Below are 15,752 nucleotides of genomic sequence, written 5' to 3'. Positions count from 1 at the left end.
GTATGGCGAAGAAAGCTTTAATAGTTGGTATTGATTATTATCAAAAATATAAAAATTTAAAAGGTGCGGTAAATGATGCTAAAGCTGTAGCTTCTACATTGAAAAGGAATGGTGATAGAACAAAAAACTTTGGAATTAAGCTCTTAACTGCTTCAAATGAAGATGATGAATTATCTTCTAATACATTAAGAAAACATATAAAAGAGCTTTTTAAAAGTAATAAAGATACAGTCCTATTCTATTTTGCAGGACATGGTCATGTTGAAAATTCAGGAGGTTTCATATTAGCATCAAACAACCAAAAAGGACATGAAGGAGTATCATTAAACGATGTTCTAATATTTGCAAATCAATCTAAAGCTACAAACAAAATAATCATTTTAGATTGTTGTCATAGTGGAATCACAGGATCACTAAGAGATCTTGATGATAAAGCATTATTAGCAGAAGGTATGACAATCTTAACAGCTTCTTCAGAAGAACAATATGCAACAGAAACCGACGGTTCGGGAGTTTTTACAACTTTATTGGTTGATGCGCTTAATGGAGGTGCGGCAAATTTAGTAGGACAAGTAACACCTGGTAGTGTATATGCACACATTGATCAATCTTTAGGTGAATGGGATCAACGTCCAATTTTTAAAACAAATGTTCAATATTTTATAAACTTAAAAAATGTAAAACCTGCTATTTCTTTGAAGGATTTAAAACGTTTAGTGAAATTATTTAAAACTAAGACTTCTGAATTTCAACTTGCACCAAGCTATGAACATACTTATAAGAATGTGATTCCAAAACATTCAAAAAAGTTTTATGTCCTGCAACGTTACAATAGAGTTGGTTTAGTTGTCCCTGTCGGAGCAGTACATATGTATTATGCTGCTATGAAATCAAAATCATGCAAATTAACTCCGCTCGGTCAACATTATTGGAATTTAGTAGCTAAAAATAGAATTTGAGTTATGGATGAAAACTATAAACACGATGTAGCAATATCTTTTGCTCGCGCAGATAGAAGTATAGCACTATGTATATACTTGGCATTAAAGTTAAAGACACCTGAATCTGAAGCGTATTATTATCCAAATAAACAAGCGGAAATGATTGGGAGAAATCTTAAAAATGAATTAAAAGAAATATACAGACACAAATCAAAATATGTCATACTTATTGTTTCTAAAGACTATGTAAATAAGAATAATGAGTTTGTTCAAACTGAGATTAATGCGTTTATGCCAAGGTATCTAATGGAGAAATCTGTGTATATCATACCAATCATAGTTGATGGAACTGATGTTAAAAAAGTACATGAAGAATTAGAAGGCATTACTACGTTTGCATGGGATTACAATCCTGAAAAGTTGGCAACTTTAATCCATGAACTACTATGTAATTTGGAAAGAAAAAGTGATGAGCTACCAATAGCAGAAGGTGAAAAGCAGTCAGACAAAATCATCATCAATAATTCTTCATTTGATAAAAGCCCTATTATTACAGATGGAGGAACAATTAATATTAATTATTAAGTTATGGTAGAAGATAACGAAAATACTATAGAAGAGCATGGAGAGATACCTGAAGAGAATAAAGAATTTAATTTGGAACCTGAATTGGAAGCTTCTGAAATGGGCACTAAAACCGATTATACAGAAGATCAAAAGAATTTTGAAGTAAAAAAAGAGGAAAAAAATATAGAGACGGAAAAAGAATCAGATATAGAAAAAGTTACGCATAATGATAAAAGCCCACAAGTATATGGTACTAAGGGAGATGTGAATATAACTTATAAAGAGGAAAAAGATAGATTTGGATTACCAGTACTTTTTGATTTAATTGATAAAGAAAAGATTAAATTCAGTGTCGAAGAAGCAAGTGCTAAATATGTGAATCTTCTACTTAAGGAACACTTTCTAATTATTAACTGCGCGCATGACGGAATTACAAGTAGTTTAAAACAAACTATAGCTCAAGACGATTGTTTTAAATTATATCTTAAATACGAAGTTTCTTTTGATGAATATGATCGTTCAGATATTAAAGACTTAATTGAAGATTGTAAAAAGAGAATATTACAAAAAGAGAATCAAAAACTATTATTGTTTATTTATGATACAAAGGATAATAGTACTCCAAAATTATTAAAATCCCTCAAAACAGAAAACAGTAATGGTAAAAATGATATACTCACTAAAATAAAAGATTCGATTTGTATTATCTATATTACATATCAAGAACATCAAAATTACTTTAAAGAATCTTGTTTTCATTTCTATACAATTGCTGCCTTTCAAATTTATGCAAAAACTCATAAAATCACGGAGAATCAAGTCTATATTATAGAGGCTAAACGAAAGGAGAACTTATGGAGTAATGATGATAGAAAATTTTTGAGAGATATGGATAAAATTATTGAAGATCCAAATTTCGATAAAATCATAAAGGATAAAAAAAAAGAGAATACATCTAGTTTTTTAACGTCTTTAAAAAATAAAAATGAACCTTTGAGTCGTTACGTTCTTTTTATTGCAACATTATTTCCTCAACTTTCTCCAGATAAGTTTATAGAGTATGTAAATATATTAGTATCGCATAGAAAAAAAGTTAATGTAAATGGAGAAAAAATTTCGTTGTTGAATTTATGGGAAGATGATTCTGATTTAATTTTAGGGGAATGTAATATAGAAACATATCGAATCGATAATCAATATTTCGTTGATTTCAAATCTTCTAAAGAAAATTCGGAACGAGAATATTTAGTATTTAAAGAACTTACTTTTTTTTCCCAAAGAAGTGCTAGGTTATTAATTGAACAGCAATATCTTTTTACTTCTAACGCATCCCTCCAATTACATTATAAAATGCATCCTATAATCGCAAAGTTAGCAATGCAATTTAAAAATTACTATGGAGATGAACTTTTAAAGGAATGGTTGATACAGTTGGAGGATGAACGAAAAGAAATACTTTATATCAAAAAAAAGTTCAATAAAATAAAGGCAGATAGAAAAGGTGTTATAGATAAAATAAATGAACTTCGATTTTTAAAAAACATCAAAGATGAAGAAGATAAACTCAAACGATTAAAAAGAATTACACCAATTAGATTTAGGCAACAGCATGATGATTTATTGGATGAATTACAATTCATGCGATTTCTATTTCACAAAGAAGAAGGTATTCCAGAAAATATTTCAATTACAGAAATGCTCAGTGGACTCTATGATTTAGAGAAAACATTTTTAGATCAACTACATGTAACAAATAATGACCATAATAAGGCATCCAATAATTTGAGTAAAAATGTGTATTTGTATGTTGATTTGTTAAGTACCATACACGAAAAAGATGAATCAGATGAACTCATTTCTGATTTTTTTACAGAAGGATTGAAGTCAACTTATCATCATTACATATTACTTGATATTCTAACTAAATTCCAAATTAAAAACGAAAATTTCAATACTCTTGAATACTATAAACAATCTTTAATACATTCAAATAAAAATGTAAACGAAACTGCGTCAGTAGCATTTTGTGATTTATTGTTAGCGCAATCATCTGATTTTTATATGTACTTCTCTAAAATTAAGAGTTGGCTCCCAGAAATTGAAAAGCCTCTAAAGAAGTATACAAAATTAGAAAAGCACATTGTAACACTACTGTTTGATGTATTAAATAACCAAATGTTAAGAGACAAACAGTATGAAAAAGTTGAAACTCCATTAAAATCAGATGTGTATAAGGCAATCTTTCAAAATCAGTTAGAACAAAAAGAAAACTTTGCCATGTTGTTGGGCAATACATTTAAGATGCTCTTGATATCAGAAGAAGAAATTATATATGACTACAAGGAAATTCAGAATCAGTTAACTGAATTAATAGTTTTTTGGTATCAAATTCTAAAGAGAATAGAAGAATCTGACACTTCGAATATGGAAATTAAAAATGTAATAAAAATGTTTGTAGATACTTTGTTGAATTCTATGACAAAAGAGCAGCACAAAACAATGTCTTTGAGTTTCAAGAGAAATCGTTCATCTTTAAATAAAGAAATAAATTCTACAAAAGATTACTCTAAAAAACAACGTTTCAAGGATGAGCGGAACTACTTGATTCAATTTACAAACTTATTAAATAACTGAGAATGACAAAATTTAATATCAACCCTAAAAAATTTTCAATTAACGAAAGTTCTTCTTCAGATAATATAAACATATTAGAAAATATCATAAAAAAAGTAAATCCCGGTGAAATAAGGATTGATGAGGATAGTGAAGAACTAATTACTGTAGATAATAAGACAGGAGAACCAAAAAGGCAAAATGGATTTACTATTATAAGAGATTCATTTATGGGGAGAACTTACAGCCATTACGTAGCAAACTGGTCTAGTTTTTCAAGAATAAATGATCTGATTTGTGAAATTAGTGATCCAGAAACGGGAATGATAATAGAATTAAAAATGTCATTTGAGCTAAGTTGCATGGAGTCAAGAGGAGAAGATGTAATCTTATTTTTTCAAAATAACTTAGATAAATCTCGCGCTATTTTGAAACGAACAATTTCAAGTTGGATTCGTAGTTTTGTAATCGATCACCCCAATTTTATTTCAGAATTTGCAAGTTTTGAAAAAGTATTAAATAGAGAAATTGTAGATAAATCCTCTAAAAATATCGGGTTATCTTTAGTTAACATGATAACAAGTCCTTTCATAGTTGATGAAGGTGAAAATGATTCTCCACCTGAGCATATTACAATTGTTCATTCAACACCTTGTGAAATTCGAGATAATACTATTGAAGTTAAAAATAAAATTGTTCTAAATCTCAAAAATAGAAGAATTTTTTCGTTGAAGAATATTAAAAACCCTGAAGAATGGATCAAGCAAAAAGTAGATGCTATTATCCAAAATGAATTAATCAAAAAAACATTTCGAGATGTTGTGGATGAATTTAAATCACGATATAAAAAGGGTATTAGTAAAGAACTGGAAAAAGTTGTTAGAGAAATTGGATATTCAGTTGAGCATATAATCTCAATTCCTAGTGAAGAGATTGAAGAATTCTTGAATGGATTTACTTTTACTATAGGAGAGGAAGATACCTTTGAGACTTCACAAGCAAGTATTAAAGTTCGGCTCAATGTTACTGTGGAAGGTAAAGGAACAAAACTCAATGGAATTGATAAAAAATATATAAAACCAAAAAAATCTATTATTGATGAAGTAGAAAAAATGACTAGGGAAACAATTAGTACACAAATGAGAAAAGTTACCCCTTTAAGGTATTACAGTAAAACTAAAGAGGTCTTTAGTACTATCAAAGAAAAAATTACCTTAAATGTTTTTAAAAACTTTAAGCTTGATCAAAATGATTTTAGTGTTTCAATAAGTCTTTTAGATACTGACATAAAGGAACGATTTGATTTGCTTAGGGCAGAAAGGGGTAGAATAATTATTAATAGTAAAGATAATGTAGCTTGTTACGAGGTAAAATTTAGGGTTAGAGATGTTAGCAATTGGATCAGTTTCCATAAGAATCATATCAAATATTATGGCAATACAATATTAGAATACAAAGATATCGCCAACTATATAAAAAGCAACATTGAATTAGATTTTAAAATCAATAATAGTAGTTCTTTAAAAGAGAAAAACGCAAGAGATATCGATTTTTACATTACTAAATTGTATCAAAATACTCAAGTTAGTATTACAGAAGAGTTTGGAATTCTTTTGGGAAACCCGCATTTAACAAGAATATTAGTTTGTAATGGAGATGCCGATAATAGTATAATAATAGCATTAACGAGAAAGAGAAAAGAATTAACAGAACAGCTTGTAGAAGCTATAGTGTCTGGCGATGAAGAGTATAAAGAAGAGTTAAATTTGAGTATTGAAAAGATAAATGAGAGTATACAAGTAAATTTACAAAACTCGTTAGAGTTGCCTTTAAGTCAATCTGATGATAGTGTTAAAAGTATCGAGTACTATGAAGAAGAGTAAAACTAAAGATGATAAAAGTCATTAGAAGTAGGGAGAAGGAAATCACTACATTTCATGAAAGTAAACATCGTTTAATCTATGATATTTGAGGTATTAATTTTTCTAATTGATTTATGCAAATATTAACTCATACATACGATGTTGTCATTTCTTTTTCGGAAGCTCAAAAGGATATTGCGGTAGGTATTTGCGTCGCTTTAGAAAAACTAAATATTAAGACTTACTACTATCCTTATAACCAAGAGGAGAATGCAGGGTTTGAATTAGAAGATAATTTGGCTAAATTATTTAGAGATTCTGCTAAAATTGCTTTAGCAATTCTTTCAGAAGAATATCTTTTAGGAGAATACACGCAGCTTGAATTAAAGGTTATACTAGAGCGATTAAAAATAGACTCAAATTATTTTATTCCCATATTGTGTGAGAATACAGAACTTCCAACTAAGATAAAAAAAATAGCATATATAAAGTGGAATTCAGACCCCAAAGCTGTTGCTAATACTATCAATAAAAGATTAATTAAAAAAAAAGAATTAACGATGAAAAAGTAAATTCAGAAGAAAGATTACTGCCCAACATAATAAAGATTGACAGGGATAAACACGAAACATTTTTAGCAGATCAAAGAATAGATCCTATCAGTAAAGAGTTAATTGGTGTTGGAGATGAAGTTGTCGTTTGTAAAAAATGTAAGTCTATATTCCTAAAGGACGTTTGGATACAGCATTTAAAGAATATTCATTGTAACCAAAGCGAAACCTTGCTTGAGTTGCCAAATGTGAATATAGACTATATCTCAACCAATTCTGAAAAAATAATTAAAGAGTTAAATGAAATGATTCCTTTAATACATTTTAAGTTATATATCATTAATGCCGATTTGTTATTTGATAAAGTATTTTGTCATAAAGATCAACTTAATTTTCAATTTCATATTGAAAACAAAATGATTATAAATGTTGATATACATTTCAATTATATAAACCTAAATTCTTGTAAACTTATATCTACAAATACGGATGCTTCTGCATTATTATTAGAATCGGTAGTTGATAAGAGAGGAATAACGTTAGGCTCTAAACAGCAAGATAGAATAGGTTTTTTGTTAACATCAAATGACGTGACGAATAAGTTCTTAGCCAAAAAATTTTACAAGTTGTTATTAAAAATTATCCACAACTTTCAAACAAAAAAAAGATAATTATGGGAATACTTTCTGATACTATTACTGCAATACGAAATGAAGTAAATATAGAGGAAATTGATTGTCCAACTGATTTCAGTCAAGAAATGGATAATTATATTTCAACAAAGTGTACTGATAAAGAAAAAGGGACTGAAATCATTATGAAAATTATTCGCTTTATCATTGAAAAGAAGCAAGCAGAAATAAACCTATTAAAAACAGCTCCCGGTACAACAGATGTAGTAAGCCAAGAAATGAAAAAAGTAAAAGATTTATTGGAGCCCGAAAAAAAACCTTTTCAAAGAGATAAACGTAAATATTCGCTTCAATATTGGTTGTTTTTTAGCTTAACCATAATAACTGTTATAACATTAATATTTCTTTTAATTCTTCCTTTACATTATAAAAATTGGTTGGATTCAAAAATATCTACTCAAATTATCTATAGAACTTCGGTATTACTTCCGTTCAGTGCGATAATAGCATTACTAATATATCAATATCGAAATGCATTAAAACATTACCACAAGGCATGTGAGTCTATACACATTATGGGAAGTTATCCCGCCATAATAAACGCAATATGTGTAAATCAAGATCAAAGAGAAAAAGCATGTGCTCGTTTGTTTGATGTACTATTTGATTGGCATCCTCGACCCAACGAATGGAGTATGAAAAAGCAAAATACTCTTATGCTCAAGACTCTCATAAAAGAGGTGCATAATCTAAAACAACATCAAAAAACTGAATAAATTGAACTTCTTATCACGAGCATGGCGAAAAATTAAGAATATGTTTTCAGAAGAAGAAATACATACTGAACAAATCTATAATGATATAACTGAAACAGAAAAAAAAACCTTTAACATCAACAATCCAACAAGTAAAAAATTTCAGATCACCAATCGGAGAAGAGTTCCTGTAAAAGATGAGAAATTTAATATTATAAATAGCAGTCGTCCTAGAAGTTGCCCAAGATGTAATTCATCCGGAACAATTATTAAACATAATAATCGATGGAAGTGTAGTATTGAAAAAGGTGGATGTGATTTTATCTGGTAAAAAAAATTAAGTAATGAAAAAATTCGAGATTATAAACAGTATAAATTTTGAAGAAAATCCAACTGATAGACAAGAACGAATATCATGGTGGAGTCAAGACAAACTGAAAAATGCAAAAATAATGGTTGTAGGAGCTGGAGCTATAGGGAATGAAACTCTAAAAAATTTAGCATTACTAGGAATCGGAAATATATTTATTGTAGATTTTGATACTATAAATACTTCTAATCTAAGTAGAACTGTACTATTTCGAAAAGGTGACGTTGGAAAGAAGAAAGCAGAAGTAGCTGCAAAAAGAGTAAAGGAACTAGCATTCAATGATGATATAAATATAGACTGGTTTCATGGAGACTTAGTTTGGGAACTTGGAACAGGAATTTATGATGAAATGGATCTAGTATTAGGTTGTTTAGACAATGTAGAGGCTCGTATGTCTATCAACAGGCAATGCTGGCTCACAAATACACCGTGGATTGATAGTGGCATGTATGAATTAGGTTTGAGAGTAGAATTTTACCATCCGCCACAACTACCATGTTACGAATGTAACCTAACACCTAATCAACTCGCAAACTCAAATAAAAGATATTCTTGTGATCAAGCAAAATTAAAAGCTTTTGAAGAAGATAAAATGCCTACAACTCAAATTACTTCAGCGATTGTGTCAGCCATACAAGTACAAGAAGCTGTTAAGTTTTTATGTGGTCAGGAAGTTGCCATCGGAAAAAAAATATACTTTCAAGGCAAGAACAATGACTTTGATATATTTTCTAAAAAGATAAATGAAAGTTGCACAGCTCACGCGAGCTATCATAGTATAACTGAGCTATCAGTAGATGTAAATATCAAACTAAAAGACTTCTTGGAACATATAGCACAAGATAAATTTTCAGGAAAAGACGCTTCGTTAGACTTTAGAGGAGACAGAAGTTTTATCAAAAGTGTTTCATGTAGAACTTGCGATTCACAAATTAAACTAATGCGTCCCACTTTTAGAATTGATGCAGAAGAATTTATTTGTAAAAAGTGTAAAGATGGAGGCAGTAATTATTCAAAGACGGATAAAGAAACTCAAACATATAAAATTTCTCAAGAACAATTTAGTCTAGAAAATTCAGACGAAGAACTCCTCAATTTTACGTTACACCAATTAGGCGTACCGCACATGCAGATTCTCGCAGTATTGAATCAACAAAACGAACATAAATATTATAAACTAGCAGATAACACAATTTTAAAATCAATTAATTAAAATCAAAATTATGGCAGATGTAAACGTAAATTTTATGCACCCAACAGACGGAAGAGTAATTTCTGTAACAATAGAAGACACTATGACAGGACAAGAAGTTGTAGCAGAGTTAATTGCAAACGATTTTGTGCCAGTAAGTGGTGATGGATACAATTTGGCATTGAAAGGCGGTGCTCAATTAGATAATGCAAGAACTCTTTTTCAAAATGCTGTTAAAGACAACGACACTATTAGAGTAATTCCAGCGACAGATGCTGGACAACTAAATTTTTTAAATCAGAGCTTATGACACCACAAGAAATAAGAAACTTACGGTTAAAAAATGACTATAAGGAAATGGTCAATATAAAAGGAAGCATAATTTCTTGGGAAGCTACAAAAGGTATTGCTCCATATGTTGAGGAATATAAAGTAACCATTAATATAAGAGGTATTATTGCAGAAGGTCCTGAGTATAGAAATTCACATATTATTACTGTAAAGCTACCTTCAAATTATCCGATTGCAGCACCACAGGTTGAAATGATATCAAAACCTATTGTATACCATCCAAATTGGTATAGAGCTGGGAAATGGTGTTACGGAACATGGTTAATGTCCGAAGGTTTAGGACATCATATCATTAGAATGATACGTACATTACAGTACGATTTAGACATTACTAATGAAAAGAGCCCCGCCAATTCAAGCGCAAACAGTTGGTACAAGTCTAATAAACGTAGCGGTATATTTCCTTGTGATAATACGATACTTCCCGATCCTACAAAGAAGAAAATGACAATGCAATTTCAAGCAAAGAAAAAATTCAAAATAAATTGAGGTTTAACAGTATAAAGAGCATCCTTTTCTTTTTTAAGCAACCATTCACTACATCAGAAATATGTGTTTTTTTCATATAAATAAAACTATTCTTCATGAGCCAGAAGAGAATGGTATATTAAACTTTGAAACACTTGATAGATTTAATTCTTTGGATTCAACTTACAGTTGTTCAAGTAGAATTTATATTTCATTAATAGCAAGAAAACAATTATTTAAAGAAATAAACTGGGGAGCTAATATCGCTACTAATTCTCATGAAGAAGGAGGATTGTTAATAGGAAAACCATATTTCGATAGTTATGAAAAATTCTATTATTCAATAGTTACGTCAATTATTCCAGCAGTTGTCAAAGAGGATTCAATCAATGAAAAAAAGTATGGATTTGATTCATGGCAAGCTATGCTGAACAAGTTAGATATCTATAATAAAAATAAAACTATTGCCAATAAAGAATATGTCGTAGGATGGTATCATACTCACAAAGGAAACCGTTCAGTTTACATGTCAGAAAAGGACATGGATATGCAGAAAATGTTTCCATTACAATGGCAATTTGGAATTGTCTTAAATCCACAAAAACAAGCTTGGAAGGCTTTTAATGGAAAAAAGGCTTATGAATGTCAAGGATTTGTACTCAAGTAAAAAACACAAAAAAAGAACATGAACACTTTAAAGAATAGACTAAAAAAGAAATTTAAAATTCTCGATCAAGAATCTATCAACTTAAATTTTATGCATCCAATAAATGGTAAATTCATTAGTATTACTATAAATAATACAATGACTGGAGGCGAAATTATAAGTGAATTGATAGCAAATGATTTCATACTTGCAAATAGTCAAGGATATGAGTTAATATTTATAGGAGGAAATCTGCTAGGTAATAATAGCTTATCATCTGAAAAAACAAATCAAAAAAATACTGTTAATAGCAAAAAGATAAACGCTGTTAAAATCCAAAGTATCAATGTGAATTTTATGCACCCAACTGATGGAAGAGTAATTTCAGTCACTTTGGATGATATCATGACTGGGCAACAAATAGTTGCAGAGTTAATTGCAAATGACTTTGTGTCTGCGTGTGATGACGGATACAATCTAGCTCTCAAAGGGGGTAATCAGTTAGATAATTCTAAGACACTTTCTCAAAATTCTATTCAAGACAATGATACTATTAGATTAATTCCAGCAACAAGCGGTTGTTAAAACTAAAAATAACATGAATAAGAAATTTAGTATACACGAAACGGTTAGTGAATATATTCCAAAACTATTAGAAAAAACCATTTCGCTAGAAAAGAATGATGAATACGATTCGAATATTCAAAAACTAGGAACATCTAATAAGATATTTCTTTCTCAAAAAGCGAAGGAAGCTATTTTTGATCATATTGATTGGAATAAGGATACAGCCAATAATTCAGTAGAACAAGGAGGGTTGTTAATAGGTCATTCCTATGAAGATAAAGAAAATAAAAGAATCATTGGTTACGCTAAAAATGCAATTCCAGCGCTTACTGCAAAAGGTTCTATGGCATATTTGAAATTTGATCATCATACATGGAAATTAATGATGGATATACTTGACACTATGAATGAGGATTCTGAAAAAAATGAAGACTTACAAGTGATAGGTTGGTATCATACGCATCCAGGAAGATTATCTGTATTCATGTCTGGAACAGACTTAAATACGCAACGAACAATGTTTTCTAAGGACTGGCAATTTGCTATTGTTTTAAATCCTCAAAAACAAATATGGAGAGCTTTTAGTGAATCAGAAGCTAAAGAATGTAATGGATATATTTTAAAAAGCTAATTATGGGAATACAACAAAAAATAGATAGAGAATTCCAGCAGATAAAAGATTTTTTTTCAGAACATAAAATTGAGTATTTAGAAGTAAGTAAGGACACTCGTACTTTAGATTTTGCCTTAAAAGTAAAAAGTTACATTTCAAAAGGAGAAATCGGAAAAGGTTTTAAATTTCAACTAGTACTTGAAAAAAACAATGATTCTGAAGTTATTTATAAAATTTTCATAAAGAAAGGGTTTGAAGTACCTTATCATCCAAACTTCAGGCGTCTTAGTCCTGTTCCTAGTTTAGATTTATTAAATGAATATACCTCTACAGAAATATTTAGTAAAAAGGCATTATGGGTTGGTTCTTCAAAAAAACACGCTGGTGTTGTAGACTATGTGAAAGAAATGATTTTATCCCTACAATTTCGTAAAGATTACATCAATCCTGATAATATTGGAAATAAAAGAGCTTATCAGTGGTACTCAGATAAAATAGTTAGGGATGAGAATATTTTTCCAACAGATATTTTTCTAGAGGAACTCATAAACTCTACTTCAAATCAACAAATAAATAAACCAAAGTTCAAAATCGATTCAGATAAAAACAAAACAAGTTCTAGCAAAAAAGCACAGTTTACAATCAAAAAAAAATTCAATATAACAGCTAATGAAAAATATGAACTTGAAGAAAAAGAGCTAACAGAAGAGGATTTTAAAATCGATGAAAATTTCAATTCTAGAAATAAAAAAAATCAATCTGATAGTTTGCTGTTCATATCTCAAAAAGCAAAAGAACAAATATGGAATCATATTGAATGGGGGAATCATAAGACTTCGATAAATAAAAACGAACAAGGAGGTATTCTTCTGGGAAAAGTATTTTTTGATAAAAAAAGAAAAATGCAGTTTGCAATCGTGGAGGACGTTGTGATAGGTAAAACAGCTAAGGGAAATCCTACGTATTTAGAAATGTCTCATGAAACTTGGTCACAAATGTTAAACGATGCAGATGAAATAGCTGAAGAAAAAAATGATAATATTCAAGTAATCGGTTGGTATCACACACATCCAAATGAGTTGAGTTTATATATGTCAGGAACAGATATGAATACCCAATATCGTTTTTTTAATCAAAATTGGCACTATGCTATTATATTAAATCCTCATAAGGAAATTTGGAAAGCTTTCGTAGGTAAAGAGGCTGAAGAGTGTAAAGGGTATATATTGAAAGATGATGATGTAAATTTTACGGATGTAGATAACACCAAAGAAAAGTCGAGCGATAATAATGGATTTAAAAAAAAAAGCTTGATAATTCTGATCTCAACAATCTTTCTACCGACGATGTTAGTATTTAGTATTTATCTAGTGATTCAAAAAGAAGAAGTAATTAAAGAAAATGATCCCATTCTAAAAGAAATAAAAGAATCACATATACAAGATGTTAATTTAGACAACATCATCTATAATGATACTTTACTTATCGATAGTATAAAGCAACCTATTTCAATTCCAAATTCTAATCTTAAGGATTCTTTAGTGAATAAAAATGAATAACTCAATTATCATCAGTAGGTCAAAACATCTTTCTTTGTTGGCAGATCATCGTACTGATCCAATAACTAAAAAACTATTTGAAGTTGGAGATGAGGTATGTGTTTGTGCTAAATGCAAGACAGTCTATTTGAAAGATGTTTGGACAAATACTCAAAGAAATAGTTGTTGTGGCCAAAATTTAACACTGAAAAAAATTCCAAATGCTACGAATATTGATTTCAAAAAGGAAAAACGTTCTTCCAAAAAAGCTAAAAAATCATACAAAGGAATATTTGTTTTTTTCTTTATAACTACTTTTATCGCTTGTGTAGGTTGTTACTATTTATATACAGAAAATGAGACAATACAAAATAGATATACTTCAATTTTTGAACAGCAGCAAGATAAATATACCTCTACTCATTATGATAAAAATAAATTAGATAGTACCATAACGTACCTAAAAAGTAAAATCTCAGTACTTAAAAAAGAGAAACAAGAATTGCAAACTAGATTAAATTTATCTTCTCAAAGGTCAGAAAGGCTATCTGCTGAAGTGAAAAATGCAAATACTGTTTTATCGTCTAAAAAATTCATAACTGGAGTTAAATATGAAGAAATTCATAATTACTCTTTAGAATCTAGTAAAACTCCGACTAAAATACGTTTTACAGTTCATCGGCCAATCTATTTTAAATCTGTTAAAATTGAAGCTGAAGGTTCGGGTTTTATGACAGCATTAATCTACGATACAAATGACAGACTGGTTTGTGAAGCATATAATGGTTCTATAAAAGATGGTTTAGGAGTCTTAAATTTTTACTGCATGATTAATAAAGGAGAATATTATATGACGAATCAAGGAAATGTTAGCTTAACATTTATAAGTGATTATGATGAGTACCCTATTTCAGATAATACCATTTCTATTCAGGATCCACAAGATGAAGGTACATATTATATGAACTTTTATGAATGGGAGTATCAAATTAAAGCGTTGTAAATACCAATAGAAAAACTATCTAATTAACCAAAGGTTGTGTTCTTTTTATTACCTTAATTAAGGTTAATCATGCTTTTTTGTATAAGTCAGGTATAAATACATTAAAATGTTTACCGTCTTAAATAGGACTATAGAAAAATGAGTAATTCCATCATCATTAATAGAAAAAAACATCCTTCGATCCTTGCAGATCATCGTATAGATCCAGTAACAAAACAATTGTTAAAAGTAGGCGATGAAGTTTGTGTATGTGCTGTATGTAAAACAGTATATTTAAAAGAAGTTTGGAAAAACACCAAAAGAGGACAATGTTGCAAACAAACAAAAACATTACCCTACATCCCAAATATTGAGTATGGCGTAAAAGAAACTCCACCAGTAATAGAAAAAAGTTATAAAAATCATTTTATATTTTTTCTATTAACCACATTCCTGTTTTTAGGTCTTGTTTTATATTGGTACAATATTTACAATAATGAGCATGGCCAGAAAGAATACTTACAACGAAGAGCTGATGCTCTGAATAATGAAATTTCCAATGAAAAGACCAATCGCGAAAAATTTAAAGAACAAACAAAAATACTTAATTCTGAGTTGACTAATCTAAAATCGAATTTATCTAATATAAAAAATACAGTAGAAAGATTAAACTTTCGAGTTGGAAAAAATAGACGGAGTAAAGAAGGAAACTATGATAATGGTTATTTTATGTTTTTAGATATTCAACATCCTGTAAAGCTCCATCACTTGTATGTGCGACCACAAAAAAAAGGAAATGTAACTATTGAGTTGTATAGTATCGATAACGAATTTATTGAATCTAAAAGTTTCTCATTAAATAAATCTCAAAAATGGAATAAATTAAATTTGAACTTCAAAATCACTACTGTAGGAAGATACTATTTAAAAGAAGTTGGGGATACCGGTTTATGGTATGATTTAAAAGATATAAATTATGAGTTGTACAGGAATGATGTAATAAAAATTGTAGGATGTAGTAATGATATAAATACCTACAATGATAGAAGATACTATCAATACTTCTACGACATTCACTATTCATTACTTACAGAGTAAATAGTC

At 29.4% G+C, this 15,752-nt stretch carries 17 protein-coding genes; all 17 read left to right on the top strand.

The window, feature by feature from the left end; translation table 11 throughout:
- The first annotated feature begins 2 nt into the window (after window positions 1-2).
- Window positions 3-959: a caspase family protein gene (locus tag Q0828_RS00660; protein ID WP_298416835.1), complete on the top strand. Its 957-nt coding sequence runs from the start codon at window positions 3-5 to the stop codon at window positions 957-959.
- Window positions 960-962: 3 nt separating this feature from the next.
- Entirely contained in the window at window positions 963-1,526 is a 564-nt protein-coding gene (locus Q0828_RS00655; protein ID WP_298416833.1) for a toll/interleukin-1 receptor domain-containing protein, read from the top strand.
- 3 nt (window positions 1,527-1,529) lie between these two features.
- Window positions 1,530-4,142, top strand: coding sequence for a hypothetical protein (locus tag Q0828_RS00650; protein ID WP_298416832.1), 2,613 nt, complete (start codon window positions 1,530-1,532; stop codon window positions 4,140-4,142).
- A gap of 2 nt (window positions 4,143-4,144) precedes the next feature.
- Window positions 4,145-6,004 carry a hypothetical protein gene (locus Q0828_RS00645; protein ID WP_298416830.1) on the top strand — a complete coding sequence of 620 codons (1,860 nt, stop codon included), beginning with the start codon at window positions 4,145-4,147 and terminating at the stop codon, window positions 6,002-6,004.
- Between the two features lie 113 nt (window positions 6,005-6,117).
- Window positions 6,118-6,555, top strand: a complete 438-nt coding sequence (locus Q0828_RS00640) for a toll/interleukin-1 receptor domain-containing protein (RefSeq protein ID WP_298416828.1) — start codon at window positions 6,118-6,120, stop codon at window positions 6,553-6,555.
- A 284-nt stretch (window positions 6,556-6,839) separates the two neighbouring features.
- Window positions 6,840-7,205 carry a hypothetical protein gene (locus Q0828_RS00635; protein ID WP_298416827.1) on the top strand — a complete coding sequence of 122 codons (366 nt, stop codon included), beginning with the start codon at window positions 6,840-6,842 and terminating at the stop codon, window positions 7,203-7,205.
- Between the two features lie 2 nt (window positions 7,206-7,207).
- Entirely contained in the window at window positions 7,208-7,942 is a 735-nt protein-coding gene (locus tag Q0828_RS00630; protein ID WP_298416825.1) for a hypothetical protein, read from the top strand.
- 1 nt (window position 7,943) lies between these two features.
- Window positions 7,944-8,252, top strand: coding sequence for a hypothetical protein (locus Q0828_RS00625; RefSeq protein WP_298416824.1), 309 nt, complete (start codon window positions 7,944-7,946; stop codon window positions 8,250-8,252).
- A 13-nt stretch (window positions 8,253-8,265) separates the two neighbouring features.
- A complete protein-coding gene (locus tag Q0828_RS00620; protein ID WP_298416822.1) occupies window positions 8,266-9,504 on the top strand; it encodes a ThiF family adenylyltransferase in 1,239 nt (412 codons plus the stop codon).
- Window positions 9,505-9,514: 10 nt separating this feature from the next.
- The gene (locus Q0828_RS00615) at window positions 9,515-9,793 is read left to right on the top strand and encodes a hypothetical protein (protein WP_298416820.1); all 279 of its coding nucleotides are present in this window, start codon (window positions 9,515-9,517) and stop codon (window positions 9,791-9,793) included.
- A complete protein-coding gene (locus Q0828_RS00610) occupies window positions 9,790-10,323 on the top strand; it encodes a ubiquitin-conjugating enzyme E2 (protein ID WP_298416818.1) in 534 nt (177 codons plus the stop codon). The genes Q0828_RS00615 and Q0828_RS00610 overlap by 4 nt, the downstream gene beginning before the upstream one ends.
- Window positions 10,324-10,474: 151 nt before the next feature.
- Window positions 10,475-10,969, top strand: coding sequence for a hypothetical protein (locus Q0828_RS00605; RefSeq protein ID WP_298416816.1), 495 nt, complete (start codon window positions 10,475-10,477; stop codon window positions 10,967-10,969).
- An 18-nt stretch (window positions 10,970-10,987) separates the two neighbouring features.
- Entirely contained in the window at window positions 10,988-11,533 is a 546-nt protein-coding gene (locus Q0828_RS00600) for a hypothetical protein (RefSeq protein ID WP_298416814.1), read from the top strand.
- 13 nt (window positions 11,534-11,546) lie between these two features.
- Entirely contained in the window at window positions 11,547-12,146 is a 600-nt protein-coding gene (locus Q0828_RS00595) for a Mov34/MPN/PAD-1 family protein (RefSeq protein ID WP_298416812.1), read from the top strand.
- A 2-nt stretch (window positions 12,147-12,148) separates the two neighbouring features.
- Window positions 12,149-13,687 (top strand): Mov34/MPN/PAD-1 family protein, encoded by a 1,539-nt coding sequence (locus Q0828_RS00590; RefSeq protein ID WP_298416810.1) that lies wholly within the window; start codon window positions 12,149-12,151, stop codon window positions 13,685-13,687.
- A gap of 34 nt (window positions 13,688-13,721) precedes the next feature.
- Window positions 13,722-14,669 carry a hypothetical protein gene (locus tag Q0828_RS00585; RefSeq protein WP_298416808.1) on the top strand — a complete coding sequence of 316 codons (948 nt, stop codon included), beginning with the start codon at window positions 13,722-13,724 and terminating at the stop codon, window positions 14,667-14,669.
- Window positions 14,670-14,807: 138 nt separating this feature from the next.
- Window positions 14,808-15,746: a hypothetical protein gene (locus Q0828_RS00580; protein WP_298416806.1), complete on the top strand. Its 939-nt coding sequence runs from the start codon at window positions 14,808-14,810 to the stop codon at window positions 15,744-15,746.
- Window positions 15,747-15,752: the final 6 nt, after the last annotated feature.

The organism is uncultured Kordia sp., from assembly GCF_947496985.1.
Lineage (GTDB): Bacteria > Bacteroidota > Bacteroidia > Flavobacteriales > Flavobacteriaceae > Kordia.
The sequence above is the reverse complement of the archived record's forward strand: the minus strand, read 5'-3'. Positions and strand labels throughout refer to the sequence as shown.